The sequence below is a fragment of the Chloroflexus sp. genome (genome assembly GCF_034432675.1).
GTDB lineage: Bacteria > Chloroflexota > Chloroflexia > Chloroflexales > Chloroflexaceae > Chloroflexus.
On record NZ_DAOUBI010000185.1, the window covers coordinates 1 to 17,975 of the forward strand.

Genomic DNA, 17,975 nt, shown 5'->3' on the forward strand with positions numbered 1-17,975 from the left:
TCAGCTCCACCTCGTCATCTGACTACTGCTCAGTATGTCATCTTGGTGGTCTGACTGTCCAGGGGGGCAGTATACAGCAGCCGTGCTGACGATCAGGCGCGTGTCATACCGTTTACCCTGCCGGTTGCGGATATGCTGTATGTTCTGGTCACGATCAGGTAGCCTGTCAGTAATTAATGAGACAACTTGTACACAAGTGGTGCCACGTGTAGCATATTCCACATCCACCGTTCCTGACGCCGGTCGCAAGTTGCAACGATTCTAGTCACGAGAACGACAGGCATGCACATCGCGGATCGAGGCACAGGTTTCAAGTCTGATCGCTAATAGACTAATGTTCACTCACGCTATTATCCAGTTACCATCCACAAACATCTCTTGCGCTATGCCTGCCAGATCGCTATACTACCTGTAGCGGGCATCATGCCTCGTTACTGGCAGACAGCCCAACGATACTCGTCATCTGGCAGAAAGGGTAGGCTATGAGCTTCCGTTTACACGAAGTAAATCCAACTCCTACCACTCCTGGTGCAACGCCTAACCGAATGCCTGACATACCACCACAACCAACCAACATTGCCGAAACCGGGCTGTCGATGGGGTTTTTGACTGACCACGTTTTGAAGGTTATCTATTTTTCGGGTGCAATCACCGGTCAGAAACTCGAAGAGACGGTAAAGCTGCCGTTTTTAGGCGTGATTGATAAAGTGCTCGAGTTTCTTAAACTTGAGGAATACGTTGACATTATCGGTGCTGAGGGTGGTTTTAGTGAGCGTTCCTTCCAGTACGTGATTACCGCTAAAGGCCGGAATAAAGTTCACGAGATCATTGATCGAAACCAATACGCCGGCCCGGCACCGGTTCCTCTCCAGCAATATGTCGAGGTTACACTTCGGCAGAGTATTGGCGAGCTGGTGATCGATCAGGCTACTATTCGCAAGGCGTTCAGCCACCTGGTGGTTAGCGAGAAGATGCTGGATAAAATTGGCCCGGCGGCCAATTCAGCGCGTTCACTCTTTTTATACGGCCCTCCCGGCAATGGGAAGACAACCATTGCTGAAGGTATCGCGAATCTGCTGGGCGGACTGGTCATCATTCCGTATGCGGTAGAAGTTGATGGTCAGATTATCAAAGTCTTCGATCTGCTCAGCCATCAAGTCGTACAGGTCAATGAAGTCGGCCACGCGGATGTTCCACCAGGACCATTCGGCGCAGCAATGACCGCAATGCCTGCCACCGTCTACCCGGATGCCCGTTGGGTTGTGTGTAAACGTCCACGGGTAATGGTCGGTGGTGAACTTGAGCTGGAGCAACTCGAATTGATCTTCGATCCAGTTTCAAAGGTCTACGAGGCTCCATTCCAGATGAAAGCGAATGGCGGCCTCTTCTTGATCGATGACTTTGGCCGCCAGAAATGCCGTCCACAAGACCTTCTCAACCGCTGGATTGTTCCCCTGGAAAAGAAAGTTGATTTTCTTGCGCTTCAAACCGGCAAGAAGATTCAGGTTCCGTTCGATGTGTTAATTGTCTTCTCTACCAACCTGAATCCGAGAGACCTGGTTGATGACGCTTTTCTCCGGCGAATTCGCCATAAGATTGAGGTACCTAACCCGACACCAACCGAATTCCGGGCAATCTTTCAACTTGTTTGCAAGAGCAAACGCATTCCTTATAGCGATGATGGTTTACGCTATCTGATCCAGGAGCACTACATGAAAGTCGGGCGCGAATTACGTGCCTGTCATCCGCGTGATCTGTGCGATCAGATACTCGACGAGGCCAAGTATCGGGGTATCCCACCGGCAATGTCTCGTGAGTTGATTGATCGTGCATGTGAAGCCTATTTCGTCAAGCTTGGTTAAACATCCATCCAGATAAGGTGCTTCGTGTACGCGCCAGTGCTACTGACGTTCGGCGAGAGTTCGGATGGACAACTAAGGAGGTTTTATCGCTATGTCGCTGCTCAAACGTCTCGGTAATCAACCACAGCCAGAGCCTGCTCCGGCTGTTGCTACACCCCCGCCTGTAGCGGCAACCGTGGTGCCGGCTCCAGCGCCGCCTCCACCGGTGACGCCCCCTGCTGCCCCATCACCAGCTCGCTCAACGGTTCAGGACGCAACTCCGGCCAATGATCAGAAACGGATGCTGGAACTGTCGCTCTGGATTGTTGACCGCATTCAGGCTTCGTTGGGGAATCAAACGGAACTGAAGCGATCTCCTGAGACGGAGCGACTACTCCAAGAGCGCTTCGCTCGTATTTATCAACAGGCGAACGTGCAACTTTCCGACCAGGATGTCAAAAAGCTCTTCGCCATGGTCTGCGATGAGCTGTTTGGCTTCGGCCCACTTCAGCAGTTGCTCGACGATGATAGCATTTCCGAGGTGATGGTCAATGGACCGTACAAGGTCTACATTGAACAAAAGGGCAAGCTCAAGCTCTCTGATGTACGCTTTGCGTCTGATGAGCATGTGATGAAGATTATCGACCGAATCATCCGGCCGCTCGGTCGCCGCATCGACCGCAAGTGGCCGATGGTCGATGCTCGCTTACCGGACGGCTCGCGTGTTAATGCGATCATCCCGCCCTGCGCTATCGATGGCTCAACGATTACCATTCGTAAGTTTTCCAAAAACAAGCTCAAGGTCGATGACCTGATTCGCTTCGGTTCGATGACGGCTGAAATGGCAGAATTTCTCCGTGCCTGTGTCGTCTCGCGCTTGAACATTGTGGTTGCTGGTGGTACCGGCTCCGGTAAGACGACGTTGCTGAACGTGCTGTCGAACTTTATTCCCGAAGACGAACGTATCGTAACGATTGAAGACAGCGCCGAGCTGCAACTGGCCCAGGATCACGTAGTGCGACTCGAAGCCAAACCACCGGAGATCGACGGTACCGGACGGGTGTCGATTCGCGATCTGGTGATCAACTCACTGCGTATGCGACCTGAGCGGATTGTGATTGGCGAATGCCGCGGTGGTGAGACGCTTGACATGTTGCAGGCAATGAATACCGGCCACGATGGCTCGTTGACTACCCTGCACGCAAATACGCCACGCGACGCTATCGCTCGTATGGAGACAATGGCGCTGATGGCGGGTATGGAAATGCCGCTAAAGGTTATTCGTGAACAGATCGCCTCGGCAATTGATCTGATTGTCCAGCAAACTCGCCTTGAAGATGGTTCACGCAAGGTGGCCTATATCACCGAAGTGCAGGGCATGGAAGGTGATACCGTCGTTTTGCAAGACATCTTCAAGCTCGAGATTCTCGGCAAGACGGGTGAAGGCAAGATACTGGCCGAATTACGCCCAACCGGTGTCCGGCCAAAGTTTACACCTCGTCTGGAGGCTCATGGCTTCAAACTGCCGCCCAGCATCTTCGGCGCACAGATTCCCGGTCAGCGTGGTCGCTTCTAGTTGACCAGTACATCGGGTGTGTTGTAGAGATTGATAGTCTCAGGGTAGCCGGCTGGCTGCCCTTGTCTTTTGGTTGCCTCTGTGATGGTACGCAAAGCCCACAGAGCATACGCTCGACGTGGAGCAATCCTTAGCGGGCAGATGATACTGACAAAAACCATAATATCAAAGACACATCTGACACTATGAAAACCTCACCACTCCCAATTATCGTTGTTGGCGGTGGCCTGGGGGGGCTGGCCGCCGCAATTCGACTGGCTGCCCAGGGCCGCCGGGTTATCCTATGCGAGAAGAATGAACGACTCGGTGGTAAGCTCAATCTCCATCAGGCTGCCGGATATACGTTCGACACCGGGCCATCGTTATTGACGATGCCGTGGGTGATTCGCGATCTCTTTGCAGCCGCCAATCGTTGTATGGATGATTATCTCCAGCTTGAACAGATTGAGCCAACCTGTCGCTACATCTGGCCCGACGGCACTCGCTTCGATGCTTGGCAACGGTTACCCCAGTTGATACAGGAGATTGAACGCCTTAGCCCACCTGATGTTCCCGCGTTCTTTCGCTTCATGGCGCATACCAGTCGAATCTATGATGCAGTTTCCGGACCATTTTTGTTGCGTCCGTTCGATGGCCTGCGTGAACTGTTGACCCCATCGCTGATCCGCCATGCCCTGCGGATCGACGCGCTGCGCAGCGTTGACACTGCGGTACGTTCATTCTTTCGCAGCCCTCATCTACGCCAGGTCTTTAACCGGTATGCGACCTACAACGGTTCATCACCCTACCGATCACCGGCCACATTTAACCTGATTGCCTATATTGAACTGGCCGAGGGTGGCTGGTATGTTCGCGGTGGCATGTATCAGCTAGCTGTCGCACTGAGCCAGGTAGCTACTGAGTTAGGGGTTGAAATCCGCTTGCAGACAACGGTGACTGAAGTGATCGTCGATCACGGTCGTGCGTGTGGTGTCCGTCTGGCCGATGGGAGCAACCTGCCCGCCGCGGCGGTGGTGGTGAATGCAGATCCGCAGTATGCCTACGCTCACCTGATTCCCAACGGTCGGCAAGAGGCTGATCGCATTGCGCGCCATGAACCATCGTATAGTGGCATCGTGCTTTTTCTCGGCGTTGAAGGCGAATTTCCGCAATTGGCTCATCACAATATCTTCTTCAGTGCTGACTATCCCGGTGAATTTCAAGCCATCGTGCACGAGCGCCAACTGGCTCTTGATCCAACTGTATACGTGGCAGTGACCTGCCGCACCGATCCAGCACATGCCCCACCTGGTCATCTCAATCTATTCGTGCTGGTTAATGCACCTGCCGATACCGGCCAGATTGACTGGGCAGCCGTGATGCCAGCCTATCGCGACCACATTATCGCCAAACTTGAGACGATGGGTTTGTCAGGGTTACGACAGGCCATTCGCTATAACCATTTCTGGACGCCGTGCGATCTGGCCCAACGTTATAACGCTGCATTTGGTTCGATCTATGGGCTTAGCTCAAACACATCTTTCTCTGCATTCGCCCGTCCGCCACTGCGGGCACGGCGCGTGCGCCAGCTCTACTTTGTAGGTGGGGGAACCCATCCGGGCGGGGGGATTCCACTGGTTCTATTGTCCGGGCGGGCAGTTGCCGCTCGCATCGCGGCTGATATGCCTGTCTAACAGAAAACTCTTTACACTTATTTGCAATGATAGGAATAGTTTGAACCACATTTCAAGTTTACGATGGTAAATCGTAGAAACAATTGCGGTTTATCATCGTTAATTTGCGATGAACTACTTGATTTACGGCCATCGTAGTGCTATTATGAGGTCGAAGCCTCGAGAGAACATCAGAAAACAAAGGAGGAACGAACCACTTACGTGTAACCGAAAGGCAAGCGCTTCATCTCTAGTGTAAAGAGTTATGTGTGGGTAGGTTGTAGAGGTGAAGCGTAAGTTCGGGGAAACGCCCTCATCAATAAATGTATAAGTTATGAAGATGAGGGTCGGGGAGACGAGCAGACAAGCGCCAGGGTACTGCGGAGTAACTGGATGCTGTGCGAGCTGTACGGTTACCTCCCAAACAAACTCACCGCGTTGGGGAAGAAAGAGCTGCTGTCCCACGCCAGATGGTGAGATAATCCAATAGCAAAAGCTGGCCCGGCGCATTACCTGCTGAAGGCAGAGCAGCTAAAGGACCTGTGCGGGTACGGTGGTGTAGAACTTCCTGAGTGTACTGATGAACTCTCGAGGTGGTGGGTTAGTCAGGTAAAGTTGTAGGCTTGGCAAAAAGTCACCTTTAGTCGCGATGCGGTAGCAGTGCTACCGCATCTGCGTTTTTATGTGAACTGTCAGCGTGAACTCACATTAGCGACATCCGCTACTCGACAATCACTCAATCCCTGCAAGTACGATTCACCTATCAACCTCTGTGTCTTCTGTATCTCAGTAGTAGTATGCATCAAGCCATCGTCCAGCCACCATCGACCATCAAGGTTTGGCCGGTAATATACGAGGCAACCGGTGAGGCAAGAAACAACACTGCTGCGGCAACTTCCTCCGGCTTACCCAAACGGCGGAGCGCAATGATACCGGCACTCCACTGCTGGATTTCTGCAGGAATCACTTCTATCAAGTCGGTCTCGATCATACCCGGCGCAACAGCGTTAACTGTTATCTGCCATGGAGCAGCTTCACGGGCCAGTGCTCGTGTCAAACCGATGATCCCGCCAGCCGCCGCAGCAAAATCGGCCTGACCGGGAAAGCCCGATGTACCGTAGAGCGCCGCCAGATTAACAATACGTCCATAACGCTGCTGCATCATCGGTCGCAATGCTGCTCGACATGTATGGTAGATGCCGGTCAGATTCGTCTGAATCGTCTGCCGCCACCGTTCACTACTCATCTCGCTTAATGGGCCATAATCGGCAATACCGGCACAGTTGATAAGTATGTCGAGTTTCCCCCAGCGCTCTATTGCTGTGGCTACCAGCACATTGCCACTATCCGGCTCGCGCACATCGATTGCCAGCGCTGCGGCTTCTCGACCAGAGGACCGGACGGCCGCTACTACATCAGTCGCGGCTGCTTCATTGTGGTGATAACCTACCAGCACTCGGGCACCATAACGGGCCAGACCCTCTACCACTGCCTGTCCGATACCGCCCGAACCGCCGGTGACGATTGCTACCTGTCCGTTGAAATCAATCATGATCGCATCCGTCGTTAGGGCATCACCCAACCGCCGTCAATTGTCAAGACATGGCCAGTGATGTACGAAGCACGAGGCGAAACGAGAAAGCGGATCGCAGCGGCAACCTCTTCCGGACGGCCAAACCGACCGAGCGCAATTGCCTGCAACGCCCAGGTACGTAGCGCTTCAGGTACCGTCTCAACCATATCGGTCTCGATATAACCCGGCGCAACAACATTGACCGTGATACCATCACGAGCCACTTCACGCGCCAGTGATCGGCTCAGACCAATAATACCGGCCTTTGCTGCGGCGTAGTTCGTTTGACCAACATTACCGGCCAGTGCCGCCAGCGAACTGACCGAAACAATCCGACCATAACCGGCGCTCCGCATAACCGGCACTACCGCACGGCAACACAGAAATACCGAGGTCAGGTCAGTCTCGATCACCTGTTGCCACTGCTCAGGGCGTAGCCGTGCCATTGGCGCATCAGCGGTAATACCAGCGTTATTCACCAGAATATCGATCCGTCCCCAGCGTGATAGAGCCGCCTGTATCATTCTGGTGACCGCCTGTTCGTCGGCAACATCAGCCTGATACAGTAGAGCTTCACCACCGGCAGCAGTAATTTCTGCGGCCAGGGATTCAGCCGCACCGGCACTACGCTGGTAGTTGATCACTACTCGTGCGCCAGCATTAGCCAGCTCGATTGTCGTGGCACGCCCAATTCCGCGTGCACCACCGGTAACAATAGCAACCTGACCTTGTAATTCCATACGATGCTCTATACAGGTTGCATTGCAGTTAGCGCCCGGACATCCTCAAATGTCGCCACATTAATCAGCCGCGCTGTCGTAGCAATGCGGCGGATCAAGCCGGTAAGCACTTTTCCTGGCCCGATTTCGATAAACGTTTCGACTCCGAGGTCAACCATTCGTTGTACCGAGGCAATCCAGCGTACCGGAGCGACGACCTGCGCGACGATCTCGCGCCGGACATCATCGGCGTCGTACAACGGTTCGGCTGTGACATTGGCAATTAAAGGAATGGAGAGGTTACGCACGGTGGCGTGAGCAATAGCCTGAGCCATTCCTTCAGCAGCTTCGATCATGAGAGGGGAATGGAAGGCAGCACTCACCTTGAGCGGAATGACCCGTTTGGCACCACGGCTTTTAGCCAACATACTGGCATGCTCCACAGCCACGACACTACCACTGATGACCAGTTGGTCGGGAGCGTTATAGTTAGCGATCACAACGGTGCCATGAGAATGATCGTTTTGCAGTGCAGCACTGACTTCTTGACAGATCTGTTCGAGAATAGCGGCATCGAGGCCAATAACTGCGGCCATACTCCCTTCGTGGGCAGCGGCCATTAATTCACCTCGTCGTCGTACAAGTTGCAGAGCGGTCTTGAAGTCAAGTGCACCACCGGCCACCAACGCCGAGTATTCACCCAGGCTATGACCGGCTACGGCAATCGGTTGTTCAAGGCGATCTCCCAATAACTCGGTCATTGCAGCCAGTAAGGCCATACTGGTGGTAAGCAGCGCCGGTTGAGCATTTGCAGTGGCGGTAAGGTCGGCTTCTGGCCCACAAAAACACAATTCACTCAGGTTGAAATCAAGTGTTTCGTCCGCTGTAGCAAAGATCTGACGTGCGGCGGGTGATGCTGCAATCAGATCACGACCCATGCCTACGACTTGCGATCCCTGACCAGGGAATACCCACGCAATACTCATGGTCTGTTTGCCTCTTCCTGCTCTGCCGACACGACCTGTTTCCTCCCCCCTTGCGTGCACCGGCGTGACGGTTTCGCGCTATTCCAGATGCTCTGGTTTGCTGATGACGAATATTGTTGCGATCTACCCTATTACTGATCTCCTCGATCTGAAAATGTGATCGCCGTCATATCTTACCAGGATTTTCTCAACAGATGAACAGCTAGCGACTTGGTTTACCCCAGCGTACCAGGCCCGATCCCCACGTCAGGCCACCACCAAAGGCAGTTAACAAAACATTATCACCAGCCTTGATTCGCTCCTGTTGGGCCGCTTCATAAAGCGCGATTGGGATCGAAGCTGCTGATGTATTTCCGTATCGGTCAAGATTAACCATCACCCGCTCTGGTGGAATCTCGAGACGACGAGCGACAGCATCAATAATCCGCACATTCGCCTGATGAGGGATGACCAACGCAATGTCATCAACCTTCAAACCGGCATCCTGGATCACCTGTAACGCCGAATCACTCATCTCGCGGACGGCATGCTTAAAAATCTCCCGTCCGTTCATATACACATACTGACGACCCGCCTCAAGAAGATCGGCAGTAAGCGGCATACGTGTACCACCGGCATCCACCGCCATCAAATCCTCGAGTTCACCATTTGCACTCAGCGTCGAAGCCAGTAAACCGAGCGGTTCATCAGTTGCTTCAAGCACTACAGCGCCTGCACCATCACCAAACAGAACACAGGTGTTACGGTCATTCCAGTTGATGTAGTGGGTAAAGATATCGGCTCCGATCAGCAACAACCGCCTACTTACACCACTTTTAATCAAACTGGTAGCGACAGTCAGCCCATAGATAAAGCCACTACAAGCTGCTGCTAAATCAAACGCTGTTGCACGCGGAATTTGCAAATTTGCCTGCACGGTGCAGGCAGTAGCCGGAAATGGTCGATCAGGCGTGCAGGTGGCGACAATCACCGTATCGATAGTCGCAGGCGAAACACCGGCCATGGCCAGCGCTTCACGCCCGGCAGCAGTGGCCAGCGTCGAAGTACTTTCACCAGGTCCGGCAACACGTCGTTCACGGATACCGGTGCGTGTACGTATCCATTCGTCAGATGTATCAATCCGTTGCGCCAATTCATCATTTGTAATCAGCCGCTGTGGAACGGCCATACCCCAGCCGATCACTGCTGCGTAACGTTCCCTGCTCACCCTCACGCCCTTTCTATCTACCTATGATGAAAGGCTGCCAGCCCGATGACCCCGGCAGGCAGCCCTTTCATACCCGATTCCCTGTAGAAGACAAGCGTATGGTTATTCCGACGCTACCTTGAGCACTTGCCGGCCCTTGTAATATCCACAAGCCAGGCACACGCGATGTGCCCGCATCAGTTCACCACAATTCGGACACACGACCATAACTGGCGGGGTAAGGGCAAGATGCTGGCGGCGGTTGCCACGCCGATGGCGCGAAACTTTTCGCTTTGGTACTGCTCCCATGATTGTTACTCCTCAATGTTAATTACGTTGCCGCTTGGCCCATTCTCGCAAAGCAGCAAAACGGTCATCGACGAGTGTATCGTCGTCCTCAATTCCCTCAGATGCAACAGTGTAATTGACCGGCTGATCGCGGTAAGCCGGTGCAATTGGATTCATCGGTAAATTGATCAGCGCGTAGCTACGGATCGCTTCACCAATATCAATATGGTGCAACTCATCGAGCATGAAAGGATCATCTTCGACTGGTTGTGGTAACTTATGCCCATTCACCACATCAACAACAGCGTAAAACTGATCGCTGAAATCGAGGTCAAGCTCATAATCAAATGGTTCGAGTGAACGTACACAGGTAAGTGTTACCGTACCGTGAACCGTTACCTGAGCGAACACTCCAGCCGCAGTCCGTGTCAGGCGCAGGCGGCCGGTAATATTACGAAGCGTCAACTCCTCGTCAAGCGGCAAGGCTGGCTCACTAAACGAGATGTCTCGTCGCGCTCCCATTTCTTCGCGCAGTAATTGCGCGAGATTAAATCGTAATGCAGTCATAGCATCCACCCGTGGCGCACCATTGTTCCGCCACAAGCGCCGAATTATAGGCGAGAGAGCGGAGGATTGTCAAGCGCCCGATTGGCGTTCTTCCAGCGCGTGCAAACCATTGCGCACACTGCTCAACAGCTTACTCAATTGTTCATCAAGTTCCTCGAGAACCTGCCGGGCATACGCATCAGCGCCAGCTCGCACCTCTGCTGCTTCCTGTTCAGCCTGTTGGAGCAAGCGCTCGCGTTCCGCTTCAACAGCAGCCAGCAACCCCCGCTCGCTTAACACCTCCTGGACACGGGCTTGCGCTGTTGCGAGCAGTTGCTCTTGCTCAGCAATAATCCGACGAGCACGCCGAATCTCTTCGGGAATAACGGTGCGCATCTGATCGATAATCTCGAGTACCCTCGTCTCATCGATCAACGTTCGCCCACCACTGAGGGGGAGGCGGATCCCGGCAGCGATCACCTCTTCTAACTCGTCAATCAAATCATCCAGTTCGATGGCGATCACCCCCTCTTGCGAATTTCTCCCGTAAGGCTGCCACAACAACCGGCGGCGTAAACTCAACCGGATCACGTCCAAGGCTGGCCATTTCCCGTACTGCTGTGGAGCTAATGTGGGCAAACTGGCGTCCAGCCATCAAGACAACGACTTCGATATTCGGATCAATCGTCTGATTGACCTGAGCCATCTGAAACTCGGCTTCAAAGTCACTGCCGGCACGCAGTCCCCGAACAATGGCACAAGCCCCAACCTGGCGGGCAAACTCAACGGTAAGCATCTCATAGCTGGTTGCCTCAACGTTCACCAGATCGGCAGTTACAGCCTGTAACAGTTGCAAGCGCTCGGCGGTGGAAAAGAGCAACCGCTTCTGGGGTCGGTCAAATACCGCCATGATCACACGATCAAAAATTCGTGTTGCACGACGGGCAATGTCGAGGTGAGCATACGTAACCGGATCGAAGCTGCCAGGGTAAATAGCGATGCGCATAGGTTACTGTTGTGTTTCAGACGTGTTCATGGATGTCAATTCGTAGATCGAAAAGCACGAGTCGCCCAGTCGTCGAAATTTGATTCGGTGCAGACCAGGGTAGTCATCATCCAGTTCAACACGGGGTGAATGCCCGACGATTAACAAGCTCCCTTCCTTGCCGACGCCACTGCTCGCAACGAGTTGCATTGTCGCCTCGATTGTCGGATCAGCGTATGGAGGATCCATGATGATTATATCATAGCGTCCAATGCCACGCTGCCGATGAAGAAAGCGATCTACCGGCATATGGTAGATATGGCCTTGCTGCTCGAAACGAGTATGCCGCAAGTTATCGGCAATAATTGAGCAAACATGGGCATTTCGTTCGACAAAATCAGCACTATCAGCACCACGTGACAGACATTCGATGCCGAGCGATCCCGTACCAGCATACAGATCGAGCACCGAGCCACGGATTGGGCCATACCCTTCCAGCACTGAAAAGAGTGCTTCCTTTACCCGATCAAGCATCGGGCGTGTACCCAGTCCTTTCGGTGCTTTTAAGCGATGCCCTTTAGCTTTGCCGGTAATGACTCGCATCTTGTCGTCGCAGTATATAACCGATGGCAGACGGTTGTTCTGCAAACCGTCTGCCTTCTACAGCATTCCCTGACACGCACCGTTTAACGCTTGGTGTACTGGGGCGCCTTGCGCGCACGCTTGAGACCGACCTTCTTCCGCTCTTTCATGCGTGGGTCGCGGGTCAGCAGGCCAGCCTGCTTGAGCTTTGGCCGCAATTCGCTATCATAATCCAGTAACGCTCGAGCAATACCATGGCGAACAGCGCCAACCTGGCTTGAAATGCCGCCACCCTTCACTTTTACCAGCACATTGAAGGTGTTGAGGTGATTCGTCAACACCAGTGGTAAGCGAAGTTCGTGCTGGAACAGCTCACGACGGCCGAAGTACTCCTCCGGCTTTTTCCCATTGACGATAAAATCCCCACTACCGGGGAAGAGGCGTACTCGTGCCACCGCAGTCTTGCGGCGGCCGGTGCCCTGATAATAGCGCTTGCCTTCCATTCCTTCTCCTCACCACCTGTGCACCACGATGGTGCTACTTCATAATCTGCACACGGAACGCAATTGTTTCCCACTCAGCGACCCACAACCTTACCAGCGTGGGATATAGGGTTTTGGTTGCTGCGCCGCGTGCGGGTGGTTCGGCCCGGCGTAGATGCGCAGCTTACTTAGCAATCGGCGACCCATGCGGTTTTTCGGCAACATGCGCTTCACCGCGAGGCGCAGAATGCGGTCAGGATGCTTTGCCAGCATCATTTTGTACGGTGTCGCCTTGATACCACCCGGATAACCGGTGTGGCGGTAGTAGATTTTTTGATCCGGTTTGCGTCCGGTCAATACGATCTTCTCAGCGTTCACCACGATCACGAAATCACCACCGTCAATGGACGGCGTGAAGGTTGGTTTGTGCTTGCCGCGCAGCAGTGTACTGATCTGTGTTGCCAGCCGACCGAGCACCTTACCACTCGCATCGATGACATACCAATCACGCTGCACTTCTGTTGGTTTTTGATGATAGGTCTTCACAGCACCTATTCCTCGTGTACGTAGGACGAAGGCTGTTCGACCTTCGTCGTGCCATTTTACCGTTTTGAAGATTCCACCCAGCGAATTAGGCCAGGCGGATAGCGTACTGCCGTTAATGTTAAGCCGTGAGCCGGCGCCGTTGGACCGGCCAGTCGGCGATCCCGACTCACTAACACCTCACCAAACTGATCGACGGTCATCCGCCCACACCCAACCAGCAAGAGCGTACCGACGATCATCCGTACCATATGTTGAAGAAATGCATTTGCCGCTACTTCGATAGCCAGTAAACGCCGCTCAAGCCATTCATAATCCCCAACCCGCGTCCAATACATGGTGCGAACAGTGGAACGTTGGGCAGGCGTTGCTGTTGTAAATGCAGCAAAATCGTGAGTTCCCTCAAGCAATCTAAGCGCTGCCGTCATTGCCGACACATCAAGTGTACCTGCGTAGTGCAAGACTTGATGGCGGAGTTGTGGCAATGGCGCCGCTGCGCAGTCTATCAGGTAACGGTACTCACGCTGGATCGCACTAAAGCGAGCGTGAAAATCTGGTACTGCTTCCCCGACATTCTGAATTGCCAGGTCAATCGGCAGGTGAGCGTTCAAACCGCGCCAGATTGTTTGTAAATTGTGGCGCGTTGTGGTCTGGACGTGGGCGACCTGACCAGTCGCATGAACTCCGGCGTCGGTTCGACCTGCCAGCACAATCCGACGTCGCTCTTGCGTCAACGCTTCCCATGCCGACTCCAGGGCACCCTGCACAGTTCGGATGTCAGTTTGCCATTGCGACCCGGCAAAATCGGTGCCGTCATAAGCTAACAGCAGCGCAATCGTGCGCATTAGATCAACTCAATCAATGCCATCTCGGCTCCATCACCCCGGCGTGGACCCAGTTTTGTGATCCGGGTGTATCCACCATTCCGGCCACCGTAGGTAGTAGGAGCAAAGGTAAACAGTTTTCGCATCGCATCCTTGCTGGCCAGCTTCGAGAGGGCCATACGGCGGGCATGCGGCGTATCTTCGCGCGCAATTGAGATGAGAGCTTCAACTTCCGGCTGGACAGCGCGTGCCTTTGCCAGCGTTGTCTTAATCTTCTTATGCTCAATCAGGGCGATCATCAAGTTGCGGTAGAGCGCCTTACGATGCTCATACGACCGCCCTAGTAATTTTCCGGCATGTCGATGTCGCATGGTCGTATCCTTGTATTAGCGCGATGCCCCACTATGCGGAAGCACTCGCGGAATATAACCCCGTTCAATCAGTTTATCACGAATTTCTTCCATTGACTTCTGGCCAAGATTGCGAACCGAGAGCAACGCCTTCTCGTCCATCTGAAGCACTTGACCAATTTTGGTAATTTCAGCCCGTTTTAAGCAGTTGTAGGTACGGGTTGATAGGTCAAGCGTCTCAATCGACGTATCATAGACATGAGCCGGTATCTCCAGCCCGTTTGTCTCCGGTTGGGCTGCCGGTTCAACCATCAATCGGTTAAAATTCGCAATCGTCGTGTAGTAATGCACTAGGACGCGAGCCGCGTAATCAAGTGCTTCCTGCGCCCGTATCGTACCGTTTGTCCAAACCTCAAGGATTAGCCGGTCGTAGTCGGTAGCCTGTCCAATACGAGTGTTTTCTACCACATAATTAACCCGCGGTACGGGCGTAAAGATAGCATCGATTGGAAACTCACCGAGCGGCAGAATACCTCGTTGATCGGCTGACAGGTACCCGCGACCGTGTTCAATCGTTGCCGTTATCTCAATCCACGCCTGATCGTGCTCAAGCGTACAGATATAGTGTGTAGGGTCAACGACCGACAGTCCTTCTGGCAACATCAGATCAGCAGCTGTCACAATTGCCGGACCCTGCTTCTGGATCGTTGCCTGTACCGTTCCCTCGTGGCGACCGCATAAATGGATGCCTTTCAGGTTTAAGATCAGTTCCACGACATCCTCGGTCATACCGGGGATAACATCCGTCTCCTGATAGACACCCGCAATGCGCACGTGGGTGATCGCCGATCCGGGAATAGCCGTGAGCAGCACGCGCCGAAGCGCATTGCCGAGCGTATGCCCATAGCCCGGATCGAGCGGCTCGATTTTAAAGCGCCCAAAGGTTTCAGTTGCTTCAACAACCTCAATCTTTGGTTGTGCAATATCGAGCACTGCTGCCTCCCATTTCTTTGTTCACGTCCCACAAACGGGAGCGTCTACCGGCTATAGAACTCGACGATCAACTGCTCGTTAATGCCGGCCTCTGCATCTTCACGACGTGGTAAAGCAACGACTGTTCCAGAAAGCTCGGCTGCGTTAAGACGAAGCCATTCCGGCGCCCGATGCTTATTCAGCACACCACTATCAACCAGATTCTTGAAGTAGGTACGGCTACGGCTCTGCGGGCGTACTGCAATAACCTGGCCGACCTTCACCGTATACGACGGGATATTTGTTTTGCGACCATCAACAACGATATGGCCGTGGTTAACTAATTGCCGTGCCTGAGCGCGTGTGGTGGCAAAACCGAGGCGATACACAACATTATCGAGTCGGCGTTCAAGCAGACTCAACAGATACTCACCGGTAACACCACTACGCCGCGATGCCTGCTCAAACAGGCGGCGGAACTGGCGCTCAAGGACGCCGTATAGAAATTTTGCCTTCTGTTTTTCGCGCAACTGCATGCCATAATCGGACAACTGCCGGCGACGGGCCGCAGCACCGTGCTGTCCCGGCGGATCCGACCGCTTATTCAGAATGCGCTGACCTTTTTCGGTAATTCCGATGCCGAGTCGTCGACTTACCTTGCCGACTGGTCCTATATATCGCGCCATAGTCTTATGTATCCTTTGTTCACTAATCCTTCACTGGCGTAGTTATAAGCTACGCATCTCTGTTCCAGCCTGTGAGATGGGCGCCAGTGCTGCCGGCGGCAGGCACTACCGCAGTGGGCGTCCGGGAACTAAGCCCTCCGGTTCCAGGTGCGGTCGTCTCACAGTGCAGCATAGCAACAGCGAAAACGTCCAATCAGACCCGTCGCCGCTTTGGTGGCCGGCAGCCGTTATGTGGAATCGGTGTCACGTCGGTAATCGCAGTAATCTGCAAACCGGCAGCCTGCAACGAACGGATAGCGGCTTCGCGTCCGGCGCCTGGGCCTTTCACAAAGACCTCAACCGAGCGCATACCATTTTCCATTGCTTTGCGTGCCGCATTCTCCGCAGCCACCTGAGCGGCATAAGGTGTGCTCTTCCGCGAACCTTTAAATCCACTCTGACCAGCACTGGCCCAACATACGACTGCGCCTTGCGGATCGGTAATTGTAACGATTGTATTGTTGAACGTGCTCTGAATATGCGCCTGACCCCGCGGCACATTCTTGCGCTCACGGCGCTTACCGCGCTGGCGTGTCGTGGTAGTCGTTTTTCCCTTGGCGGGCATGCCTCACTCCTTAATTGCAACTATTTCTTGGTTGCCTTCTTCTTGATACCGATCGCCTGACCGCGCCGCCCACGGCGTGTACGCGCATTGGTGCGAGTGCGCTGGCCACGTACCGGCATACCACGACGGTGGCGTAGGCCCCGGTAGCAGCCAATATCCATCAGGCGTTTGATATTCAACTGTACCTCACGACGCAGATCGCCTTCAACCCGATATTCGCGATCAACAATTTCGCGAATACGCCCAACTTCTTCTTCGGTTAGGTCGCGCACCCGGCGTTCTGGATTCACATTTGCCTTGCGCAGAATCTCTATGCCGTTCGAGCGCCCAATACCGTAGATGTAGGTGATCGCAATCTCGATCTTCTTGTTGCGGGGAATATCAACCCCGGCAATACGTGCCATGCCAGACCTCTTTGCTCCTGATACACTCTGCCGGCCAACTGATACCGGCGAGCATGCACCACTTTACCCGTATGAATGGTTGACAATTAGTCGTTGTTATCCTTGCCGCTGTTTATGCTTCGGTGTACGCGAGCAGATCACTCGGATCACGCCCTTGCGCTTAATCACCTTGCAATACTCGCAGCGCGGCTTTACCGACGCTCGCACTTTCATTGTTGCCTCCTTTGCGGCGGCGGACGCCGCCGTGCTGCGTCGCGCCCCCTACTTATAACGATACGTAATACGTCCCCGGGTCAGGTCATATGGCGATAATTCAACCAGCACCCGGTCTCCCTTCAAGATACGAATGTAGTTCATCCGCATCTTGCCCGAGATGTGAGCCAGTACTTCGTGCCCATTATCGAGCTGTACCCGGAACATTGCGTTTGGCAATGGTTCCGTGATGGTACCCTCCATCTCGATGACGTCTTTCTTCTTTGACATATGTCTCCTAACCTACGGCTGCGCTGGAGCCAGATATGGGCTAAGCGCTTTTAGCATTGCCTCTGTCACGAGCGCGATTTCACGTTGACCATCGATTTCGTGCAGAATACCCTGTCGCTGATAATATTCAATCAGCGGCATTGTCTGAGCAAAATAGACATCTAATCGGTGCTGCGCCGTCTCGATCGAGTCATCGCTCCGTTGATAGAGTTTGCCGCCGCAGGCATCGCAGATACCCGGCCGATGCGACGGGAAGTAATAGATGTTGAAGATCGCACCACAGGTGCGGCACGTCTGCCGACCGGCAATGCGGCGCAGCAAGACATCTTGTGGTACGGCCAGAAAGAGAACAGCATCGATACGTGCGTTGTGGTCGGCGAGTGCCACTTCTAGTGCCCGCGCCTGCTCTTGCGTGCGCGGAAAACCGTCAAAGATCACCCCTGAAGCACAGTCAGGTTGTTGAATGCGTTCAAGGATCATCCGAATCACGACTTCATCAGGTACCAATTCCCCCCGATCCATGTAGGACTTAGCCAACATACCCAATTCAGTCCCTTCGCGTAGGGCTGCACGGAAGAGATCGCCACTCGCTACATGCGTAAGTCCCGTGCGATCGGCAAGGGTTTTAGCCTGGGTGCCTTTGCCGGCACCGGGTGGTCCTAGTAAGATAACGTTGGTCATGACTCGGCGCTC

Annotated in this window: 23 protein-coding genes; 3 read left to right on the top strand and 20 right to left on the bottom strand. The window is 53.8% G+C overall.

The window, feature by feature from the left end:
• Positions 1 to 482: 482 nt before the first annotated feature.
• From VAE55_RS13940 to VAE55_RS13950, 3 genes are all read left to right on the top strand, one after another.
• Positions 483 to 1,862: an AAA family ATPase gene (locus VAE55_RS13940; protein WP_322816377.1), complete on the top strand. Its 1,380-nt coding sequence runs from the start codon at positions 483 to 485 to the stop codon at positions 1,860 to 1,862.
• 91 nt (positions 1,863 to 1,953) lie between these two features.
• Positions 1,954 to 3,417: a CpaF family protein gene (locus VAE55_RS13945; protein ID WP_322816378.1), complete on the top strand. Its 1,464-nt coding sequence runs from the start codon at positions 1,954 to 1,956 to the stop codon at positions 3,415 to 3,417.
• A gap of 185 nt (positions 3,418 to 3,602) precedes the next feature.
• Positions 3,603 to 5,090 carry a phytoene desaturase family protein gene (locus VAE55_RS13950; RefSeq protein WP_322816379.1) on the top strand — a complete coding sequence of 496 codons (1,488 nt, stop codon included), beginning with the start codon at positions 3,603 to 3,605 and terminating at the stop codon, positions 5,088 to 5,090.
• Between the two features lie 781 nt (positions 5,091 to 5,871).
• Here the strand turns inward: VAE55_RS13950 and VAE55_RS13955 are convergent.
• The 20 genes from VAE55_RS13955 to VAE55_RS14050 all read right to left on the bottom strand — a co-directional run bounded on the left by VAE55_RS13955 (position 5,872) and on the right by VAE55_RS14050 (position 17,963).
• Positions 5,872 to 6,621 carry a 3-oxoacyl-ACP reductase family protein gene (locus VAE55_RS13955; RefSeq protein WP_322816380.1) on the bottom strand — a complete coding sequence of 250 codons (750 nt, stop codon included), beginning with the start codon at positions 6,619 to 6,621 and terminating at the stop codon, positions 5,872 to 5,874.
• Positions 6,622 to 6,635: 14 nt separating this feature from the next.
• Positions 6,636 to 7,382 carry a 3-oxoacyl-ACP reductase family protein gene (locus tag VAE55_RS13960; protein ID WP_322816381.1) on the bottom strand — a complete coding sequence of 249 codons (747 nt, stop codon included), beginning with the start codon at positions 7,380 to 7,382 and terminating at the stop codon, positions 6,636 to 6,638.
• Between the two features lie 8 nt (positions 7,383 to 7,390).
• Complete coding sequence (gene fabD / locus VAE55_RS13965; RefSeq protein ID WP_322816382.1) at positions 7,391 to 8,347, bottom strand: ACP S-malonyltransferase; 957 nt, start codon at positions 8,345 to 8,347, stop codon at positions 7,391 to 7,393.
• Between the two features lie 202 nt (positions 8,348 to 8,549).
• On the bottom strand, positions 8,550 to 9,554 hold the full coding sequence (locus VAE55_RS13970) for a beta-ketoacyl-ACP synthase III (protein WP_322816383.1): 1,005 nt from the start codon (positions 9,552 to 9,554) through the stop codon (positions 8,550 to 8,552).
• 102 nt (positions 9,555 to 9,656) lie between these two features.
• Positions 9,657 to 9,842 (bottom strand): 50S ribosomal protein L32, encoded by a 186-nt coding sequence (gene rpmF, locus VAE55_RS13975; RefSeq protein ID WP_012258267.1) that lies wholly within the window; start codon positions 9,840 to 9,842, stop codon positions 9,657 to 9,659.
• A gap of 18 nt (positions 9,843 to 9,860) precedes the next feature.
• Positions 9,861 to 10,388 (bottom strand): DUF177 domain-containing protein, encoded by a 528-nt coding sequence (locus VAE55_RS13980; RefSeq protein ID WP_322816384.1) that lies wholly within the window; start codon positions 10,386 to 10,388, stop codon positions 9,861 to 9,863.
• 69 nt (positions 10,389 to 10,457) lie between these two features.
• Entirely contained in the window at positions 10,458 to 10,892 is a 435-nt protein-coding gene (locus tag VAE55_RS13985; protein WP_322816385.1) for a hypothetical protein, read from the bottom strand.
• Positions 10,870 to 11,373: a pantetheine-phosphate adenylyltransferase gene (gene coaD / locus VAE55_RS13990; protein WP_322816386.1), complete on the bottom strand. Its 504-nt coding sequence runs from the start codon at positions 11,371 to 11,373 to the stop codon at positions 10,870 to 10,872. Before coaD ends, VAE55_RS13985 begins: the two co-directional genes overlap by 23 nt.
• Positions 11,374 to 11,376: 3 nt before the next feature.
• A complete protein-coding gene (rsmD, locus tag VAE55_RS13995) occupies positions 11,377 to 11,955 on the bottom strand; it encodes a 16S rRNA (guanine(966)-N(2))-methyltransferase RsmD (RefSeq protein ID WP_012258263.1) in 579 nt (192 codons plus the stop codon).
• Positions 11,956 to 12,038: 83 nt separating this feature from the next.
• On the bottom strand, positions 12,039 to 12,437 hold the full coding sequence (rpsI, locus tag VAE55_RS14000; protein ID WP_322816387.1) for a 30S ribosomal protein S9: 399 nt from the start codon (positions 12,435 to 12,437) through the stop codon (positions 12,039 to 12,041).
• A 90-nt stretch (positions 12,438 to 12,527) separates the two neighbouring features.
• Positions 12,528 to 12,962 (bottom strand): 50S ribosomal protein L13, encoded by a 435-nt coding sequence (gene rplM, locus VAE55_RS14005; RefSeq protein WP_012258261.1) that lies wholly within the window; start codon positions 12,960 to 12,962, stop codon positions 12,528 to 12,530.
• Positions 12,963 to 13,018: 56 nt separating this feature from the next.
• A complete protein-coding gene (gene truA / locus VAE55_RS14010; protein ID WP_322816388.1) occupies positions 13,019 to 13,804 on the bottom strand; it encodes a tRNA pseudouridine(38-40) synthase TruA in 786 nt (261 codons plus the stop codon).
• Positions 13,804 to 14,154, bottom strand: coding sequence for a 50S ribosomal protein L17 (rplQ, locus tag VAE55_RS14015; RefSeq protein WP_322816389.1), 351 nt, complete (start codon positions 14,152 to 14,154; stop codon positions 13,804 to 13,806). Before rplQ ends, truA begins: the two co-directional genes overlap by 1 nt.
• Positions 14,155 to 14,169: 15 nt before the next feature.
• Positions 14,170 to 15,126: a DNA-directed RNA polymerase subunit alpha gene (locus VAE55_RS14020; RefSeq protein ID WP_322816390.1), complete on the bottom strand. Its 957-nt coding sequence runs from the start codon at positions 15,124 to 15,126 to the stop codon at positions 14,170 to 14,172.
• A gap of 44 nt (positions 15,127 to 15,170) precedes the next feature.
• The gene (gene rpsD, locus VAE55_RS14025) at positions 15,171 to 15,791 is read right to left on the bottom strand and encodes a 30S ribosomal protein S4 (RefSeq protein ID WP_322816391.1); all 621 of its coding nucleotides are present in this window, start codon (positions 15,789 to 15,791) and stop codon (positions 15,171 to 15,173) included.
• Positions 15,792 to 15,984: 193 nt separating this feature from the next.
• Positions 15,985 to 16,395, bottom strand: a complete 411-nt coding sequence (gene rpsK, locus VAE55_RS14030; RefSeq protein ID WP_012258256.1) for a 30S ribosomal protein S11 — start codon at positions 16,393 to 16,395, stop codon at positions 15,985 to 15,987.
• 20 nt (positions 16,396 to 16,415) lie between these two features.
• Positions 16,416 to 16,799, bottom strand: coding sequence for a 30S ribosomal protein S13 (gene rpsM / locus VAE55_RS14035; protein WP_322816392.1), 384 nt, complete (start codon positions 16,797 to 16,799; stop codon positions 16,416 to 16,418).
• Positions 16,800 to 16,895: 96 nt separating this feature from the next.
• Positions 16,896 to 17,012 (bottom strand): 50S ribosomal protein L36, encoded by a 117-nt coding sequence (rpmJ, locus tag VAE55_RS14040; protein WP_012258254.1) that lies wholly within the window; start codon positions 17,010 to 17,012, stop codon positions 16,896 to 16,898.
• A gap of 48 nt (positions 17,013 to 17,060) precedes the next feature.
• Entirely contained in the window at positions 17,061 to 17,282 is a 222-nt protein-coding gene (gene infA / locus VAE55_RS14045) for a translation initiation factor IF-1 (protein ID WP_012258253.1), read from the bottom strand.
• 12 nt (positions 17,283 to 17,294) lie between these two features.
• Complete coding sequence (locus tag VAE55_RS14050) at positions 17,295 to 17,963, bottom strand: adenylate kinase (protein WP_012258252.1); 669 nt, start codon at positions 17,961 to 17,963, stop codon at positions 17,295 to 17,297.
• Positions 17,964 to 17,975 lie beyond the last annotated feature (12 nt).

Coding starts and splice junctions, on each gene's coding strand:
- VAE55_RS13940 (WP_322816377.1), top strand. CDS start 483: ATGAGCTTCCGTTTACACGAAGTAAATCCAACTCCTACCACTCCTGGT.
- VAE55_RS13945 (WP_322816378.1), top strand. CDS start 1,954: ATGTCGCTGCTCAAACGTCTCGGTAATCAACCACAGCCAGAGCCTGCT.
- VAE55_RS13950 (WP_322816379.1), top strand. CDS start 3,603: ATGAAAACCTCACCACTCCCAATTATCGTTGTTGGCGGTGGCCTGGGG.
- VAE55_RS13955 (WP_322816380.1), bottom strand. CDS start 6,621: ATGATTGATTTCAACGGACAGGTAGCAATCGTCACCGGCGGTTCGGGC.
- VAE55_RS13960 (WP_322816381.1), bottom strand. CDS start 7,382: ATGGAATTACAAGGTCAGGTTGCTATTGTTACCGGTGGTGCACGCGGA.
- fabD (WP_322816382.1), bottom strand. CDS start 8,347: ATGAGTATTGCGTGGGTATTCCCTGGTCAGGGATCGCAAGTCGTAGGC.
- rpmF (WP_012258267.1), bottom strand. CDS start 9,842: ATGGGAGCAGTACCAAAGCGAAAAGTTTCGCGCCATCGGCGTGGCAAC.
- VAE55_RS13980 (WP_322816384.1), bottom strand. CDS start 10,388: ATGACTGCATTACGATTTAATCTCGCGCAATTACTGCGCGAAGAAATG.
- coaD (WP_322816386.1), bottom strand. CDS start 11,373: ATGCGCATCGCTATTTACCCTGGCAGCTTCGATCCGGTTACGTATGCT.
- rsmD (WP_012258263.1), bottom strand. CDS start 11,955: ATGCGAGTCATTACCGGCAAAGCTAAAGGGCATCGCTTAAAAGCACCG.
- rpsI (WP_322816387.1), bottom strand. CDS start 12,437: ATGGAAGGCAAGCGCTATTATCAGGGCACCGGCCGCCGCAAGACTGCG.
- truA (WP_322816388.1), bottom strand. CDS start 13,804: ATGCGCACGATTGCGCTGCTGTTAGCTTATGACGGCACCGATTTTGCC.
- rplQ (WP_322816389.1), bottom strand. CDS start 14,154: ATGCGACATCGACATGCCGGAAAATTACTAGGGCGGTCGTATGAGCAT.
- rpsD (WP_322816391.1), bottom strand. CDS start 15,791: ATGGCGCGATATATAGGACCAGTCGGCAAGGTAAGTCGACGACTCGGC.
- rpsK (WP_012258256.1), bottom strand. CDS start 16,395: ATGCCCGCCAAGGGAAAAACGACTACCACGACACGCCAGCGCGGTAAG.
- rpsM (WP_322816392.1), bottom strand. CDS start 16,799: ATGGCACGTATTGCCGGGGTTGATATTCCCCGCAACAAGAAGATCGAG.
- rpmJ (WP_012258254.1), bottom strand. CDS start 17,012: ATGAAAGTGCGAGCGTCGGTAAAGCCGCGCTGCGAGTATTGCAAGGTG.
- infA (WP_012258253.1), bottom strand. CDS start 17,282: ATGTCAAAGAAGAAAGACGTCATCGAGATGGAGGGTACCATCACGGAA.
- VAE55_RS14050 (WP_012258252.1), bottom strand. CDS start 17,963: ATGACCAACGTTATCTTACTAGGACCACCCGGTGCCGGCAAAGGCACC.